5 protein-coding genes are annotated in these 5,052 nt (G+C 34.6%); 3 read left to right on the forward strand and 2 right to left on the reverse strand.

Annotated features, from left to right (window positions below):
• Window positions 1–131: 131 nt before the first annotated feature.
• Both LJC66_RS27270 and mobV read left to right on the forward strand, forming a co-directional pair.
• A complete protein-coding gene (locus LJC66_RS27270) occupies window positions 132–800 on the forward strand; it encodes a type II toxin-antitoxin system PemK/MazF family toxin (protein WP_230933921.1) in 669 nt (222 codons plus the stop codon).
• 595 nt (window positions 801–1,395) lie between these two features.
• A complete protein-coding gene (gene mobV / locus LJC66_RS27275; RefSeq protein ID WP_230933922.1) occupies window positions 1,396–2,721 on the forward strand; it encodes a MobV family relaxase in 1,326 nt (441 codons plus the stop codon).
• A gap of 58 nt (window positions 2,722–2,779) precedes the next feature.
• On the opposite strand, the gene LJC66_RS27280 is transcribed toward mobV, so the two are convergent.
• Window positions 2,780–3,130, reverse strand: coding sequence for a response regulator transcription factor (locus LJC66_RS27280; protein WP_230933923.1), 351 nt, complete (start codon window positions 3,128–3,130; stop codon window positions 2,780–2,782).
• Between the two features lie 113 nt (window positions 3,131–3,243).
• A complete protein-coding gene (locus LJC66_RS27285; protein ID WP_230933924.1) occupies window positions 3,244–3,771 on the reverse strand; it encodes a replication/maintenance protein RepL in 528 nt (175 codons plus the stop codon).
• A gap of 649 nt (window positions 3,772–4,420) precedes the next feature.
• Between LJC66_RS27285 and LJC66_RS27290 the strand changes: the two genes are divergently transcribed.
• Window positions 4,421–4,951 (forward strand): MerR family transcriptional regulator, encoded by a 531-nt coding sequence (locus LJC66_RS27290; RefSeq protein ID WP_230933925.1) that lies wholly within the window; start codon window positions 4,421–4,423, stop codon window positions 4,949–4,951.
• Window positions 4,952–5,052 lie beyond the last annotated feature (101 nt).

The following is a 5,052-nucleotide window of genomic DNA, read 5'->3' on the forward strand; positions in this document are numbered from 1 at the left end:
AGAAGTGGTGGGAATTTTGGAAATAATTATGACTTGATTTTTAAAAAGTCCTCCTTTTAAAAATCAAGAAACTATGTTCCTAGTGATATAATAGTACTTGAGTAATAGATAGATAGAATGGAGGAAAATATTTGAAATATTCAGATATAGAAGTGGGTCATATTTACTTTGCTGATTTAACACCTGTTCAGCAATACGAGTTTGGTGGTAATCATTTGTGCGTTGTTTTAAGAAAGTGCGCTGATAAGAGATCTGTTACTATTGTTTCAATGACTTCTAAGTCTTCAGGTCTAGGACAAAACAAAATAGATATCGGTTCAATACCCGAACTACCAAAACGTTTACGTGAAGATAAAAAAGGAAGAGCTGTTAATTCCTATGTAGTTCTGGATCAAGTACGTACAGTAGTTGCAGGTCGTATCCAACAAGTAAAAGATGGTACAAAAGCAGATGGAAGTCCTAATATTATTGATTGTCAGCTTTCTCCATTTACGTTTTCTGACTTGGTACATAAGCTTACGAATATCAGCATTTCTGATTTGAATGATGAAGATGCAGTAGGTGATTACCACAAGACAGCTTTTTTGAACTATTGTATAAAGAAAATGATCGATCTTACTTACGATATAGATAAAGGGCGCGGAGATACTGATGCTAAGAAAAAAGAAGTGAACTATTTCTACAAAAATGCATTAGCTATTAAGGGGAATTTCTTAATTGATGATTATTTGACGCCATCGGACATCACTAACAAAATAAACGAAAAGTTAAGTAGCATCGTTTTAATTCCTTCTAATTAATCGATTTTCCTTGACTTTCCTATTATTTCTGATATAGTGAGGGTAGAATAAGTAGCGTTAGCACATGCTAATCGCGAAAGAGCTGTGATGGCTCAACCGTCAGAGATTAGGGTTATGATGACCCGAACCGTAGTATAGAGCTGTGATGGCTCAACCAATAGAGAAAGGAACTTTCTGTTAAAGAAAGTTCCTTTTTTAGTTATGTTAAAAGTTCTTTTTAGAAGGAGAGAACTATTTATGAGGTATGTCAACGGTAAGCGCACCGTAGGGAGCATTAAGGAGTTGACATACTCACTACACCCGAACCCTCTTGGCATTCAAACAACCTCGTTTGTTTGACGCCAACCGGCGAGGGAGTCCCCTCAAAAATTTGAGGGGGTTGGGGGAGTTTTTAGGATGGATTCCAAAGGGAGATTCCCTTTGGTAGGTGTGGACAAAGTCCGCGGTTTTTAAAGGAATAGCGAAGCTGTTCCTCCCCCGAAGGGGCACACCATATTGATACGTTAGTGTCAATATTAGAGTGTGTTCTAACATTGACATGTTTTTCTCTCTCCCCCATAATATGGGGGAGGCTTTAATGAGGAGGGAACCATGATTGAGTTATTCCATTTTTAGAGTTCAAGGAATCAAAACCACAAGTGATTTGAGAGGTATTGGGAAGCATAATGCGGACCGAGTTTCTGATACAAATTTAGATATTGATAAGGAGAAATCAAGCGAGAATATCGAGCTTGTAAAATGCGATTCATACTTGAAGCGATTCTCTGAAATAACATTTGATATGAGGCGTGAACACGACGAACGAATGAAGACGACACGTAGTGATCGTCGTAAAACATTTGAGCAGGCGGTTAACGGTGCAAAAAACGATGTAGCATGCGAATTCTTATTTACAAGTGATGAAAAATTCTTTAAAGGAAAATCTAAGGCCGAAATCCAAGATTGGGCGCAAGAATCGTTGGAGTTCGTTACAGATGAAATTGGTTTGTCTCATGATAAAATCATTCACGCCTCTGTTCATATGGACGAAAAAACACCTCATTTACATATCGTGGCTGTCCCTCTGACGGAAATATATGATGGTAGACGTAAAGAAAACGTCTTAACGATTAGTAGACATCAATTTATTAAAACAAAAGATGATTTGTCCTCTTTGCAAGATAAGTACAACGAGCGTATGAATGAGCGTGGATATGAATTAGAGAGAGGTATGCCAAAGGATATTCGTCATCAATCAGTACATACTTTCAAAGAACAAACACAATATCATGAACAAGCAGCTGAAAAAGCAAGACGGTCGGTGAAAGAATTAGAAGCGAAAGAAACAAATCTAAAGCTTTCTATTGCCAATCGCAAGTCTGAAATGGAAGATGTCAAAAAGGAGATTACACTTGTTAAAAAAATAGATGAGATAGACTTTAAGGAAAAAGGAAAGCTATTCAGTTTAAAACAGCCTAAAAGTGTTGAGTTAGCCTTTGAAGACTTCCATAACCTTAAAACCTTAGCTAAATCTTCTGAAACGCTTAAACGCGAAAATGAGGCTTATAAGGAGCTGTACGAAAGGGAAAAGACTCGTACTACTAGTTTAACTGAACAAAATAAGTCTTTAACGAAACAATTAGATAGAGCAAAGGAAGAAACAACATGGTATAAAAATCAATATGAACGGTTGGGAAAACTGTTTGATAACATAAAAGATCTCTATCAAGAGAGAGCACCAGAGGTCTTTGAAGATTTTCAAAAGATGGTAGGGTTTGCCAAATATCAAGTTAATCGAACTATCAACTTTTTTAATTCAGAGAAACCATATGATGAGAACAAGATGACTAAATCTGAAAAAGAAGGCTATACGCAAGCAAAAGAGGTATTCAAAGATAGAAGAAGAACCAAAGATAAATCTGTTGGTTTTGAAAGAGAATAGTTAAGAGAAAAAGCAGGCTTAAGCCTGCTTTTTTTAGCTTTAAAAGCTATCTTGTATATTAAGAAATACGAATAAGTTTTTGTGGTGATTCATCATGGATGTTTTTAAATTGTTGAACAGCTTCTTTCATGGAGGAAACATTTAATTTTTGCATAATATTTCGTCTATGAGTTCGAACAGTGCTTTCTTCTCTCACAAGCATTTTTTGCATTTCTGTGGTGCTGTGACCGTCTATAGCCAGGGCAAAAATCTCTTGTTCTGCTTCTGTAAACTGCTTGAGAAAAAGCTTTTCTTTAAGGATTTTACATTCTTCCTCTACACGTTTTAGACGCCCAACTTCATCAACTAAATCAGATGCTACACTTAGAATATTTTCAATACCAATTAACAACTTTTCAGTTTGATCCATGATAAGACCCTCCTATTTTTTGAGGGCAACCCGTGCTATAATAAGGTTTGGATGATTTATCGTAGCACCGGGGTGCTTCCTTTGCAGAGGAAGTGCCCTTTTTGCTTTTTAAATTAGTTTTCTTCATGAGATATAGCGACTTCATCTTTATAATCAAAATCTGCTCTTTGACTGATTTTCCCCTCTTCAAAAATTACTTGGAATCTGATTTTCTTGATATTATCCCAAGATCCTCTTCCAAAAAGGAAAGGATTCATTTCGTAAGTACCAGTTCCTTTTCTAGTCATAATTCCTTCTTTGACAAGCTTATTGATATTGTTGTTTAGGCTTTGAACTGTATTAAATCCTAGTTCTTCAGCCATTTGTTTTTTTATGTATGCATTTAAAACAACGATGTTATCATAAGCCATTCTTTTTAGAAGAACATTTAATGTTTTTTGGATACCACTTGGTAAGTTATTAATTTGTAAGATGTTATCTAAATAAACTTTTACGTAATCAGGCTCTTTAGAAACATAAGATTCTTCGATGTGCTTTTGAAACAGCTTTTCACCATCATCATTGGTAACTGTTTCTTTAACCTCTTTACTAATTTTTTTCTTTTGAGTATCTCCAATTAGTTCTTTTTCCCAAGACTTCACTTCTACACCTCTTTTGTATTATTATTTATAATCTGTATTGTATTATAAAAATTAAAGGAATTCAAGAAATTTTATTCATTTTTATAATCTATTTTAGATTATAGTCTATAACAAATACGATTATAGTCTATAACAAATACGATTATAGTCTATAACGTATATGATTATGATCTATAACGTATGTGATTATAGAGAAAGTAAGAAAACATTGATATAACAAGGGTTACAGAGGTTTTTTTCTTCTTTTCTCTTATTTTATGTACATGTTTTTTGGTGTTTTTTAGCCATAAAAAACATTAGCCTTTAGGCTAAAAATTTACCAAATAATTGGCTATTCAATAAACAAGGGTCGAGTAGTATTTTTTGATAACCCACTCAAAAAATCTCCACTCTTACCCCCTTGTTTATTGAATTTTGGCAGGTAAGTATATGTTGCCAAGCCGAACATACCCAAAACGAAGTTAATAATAATCGGCTTGATTAAACTAGTATACCTGCCAAACCGCCAGAGCAACTGTCCTATGTTTTATCTTCTTTTCAAAATGTAGATACACTATTTTAAAAGCCAGCCTCACACCCCAAAACGAAGGTAGAGAAGGTGATTTTTCTAACGACATAGAATGAACCTTATAACGAGGTGGTTAACGCTATGGAAAACGGAAAACACGAGGAAACTCAAAAATCTTATTGGGCAAAGGATATTGCAGAATTACTTGATATAACAACATCAAACTTGAGAAGATGGTCAATTGATTTAGAAAATGAGGGCTATTGTTTTTATCGGGATGAACATAACAGACGTGCTTACCTTGAAAAAGATATCATGCCGTTAAAAAAATTGAAGGAATTCTTATCAAATAACATGAGTAAGAATGACGCTATAAAAGCCGTTGTATCAATGTTTCCAAAGGATAATAACAGCGTGTTCACGATACCCGTTAACGATGATGAAATACGTTTATCTAAGCGTGAATTGAAGGAAATCGTACATGAAGCTGTACAAGAAGCTATAGAGGAAGAACGTGAAGCAATGTTCCTGGCTTTTGAACGTAAGATGAGCGATACACTTGAAAAAAGAGATCGTTTATTAACACAGCATCTTCAAACAACGTTAGAAGAAAGACGTTTAGAAATTGCAGCCACTCGAGAGAAAAAGAAGTGGTGGGAATTTTGGAAATAATTATGACTTGATTTTTAAAAAGTCCTCCTTTTAAAAATCAAGAAACTATGTTCCTAGTGATATAATAGTACTTGAGTAATAGATAGATAGAATGGAGGAAA

This window comes from Priestia sp. TSO9 (assembly GCF_021029645.1).
GTDB classification, from domain to species: domain Bacteria; phylum Bacillota; class Bacilli; order Bacillales; family Bacillaceae_H; genus Priestia; species Priestia megaterium_E.

Coding starts and splice junctions, on each gene's coding strand:
- LJC66_RS27280 (WP_230933923.1), bottom strand. CDS start 3,130: ATGGATCAAACTGAAAAGTTGTTAATTGGTATTGAAAATATTCTAAGT.
- LJC66_RS27290 (WP_230933925.1), top strand. CDS start 4,421: ATGGAAAACGGAAAACACGAGGAAACTCAAAAATCTTATTGGGCAAAG.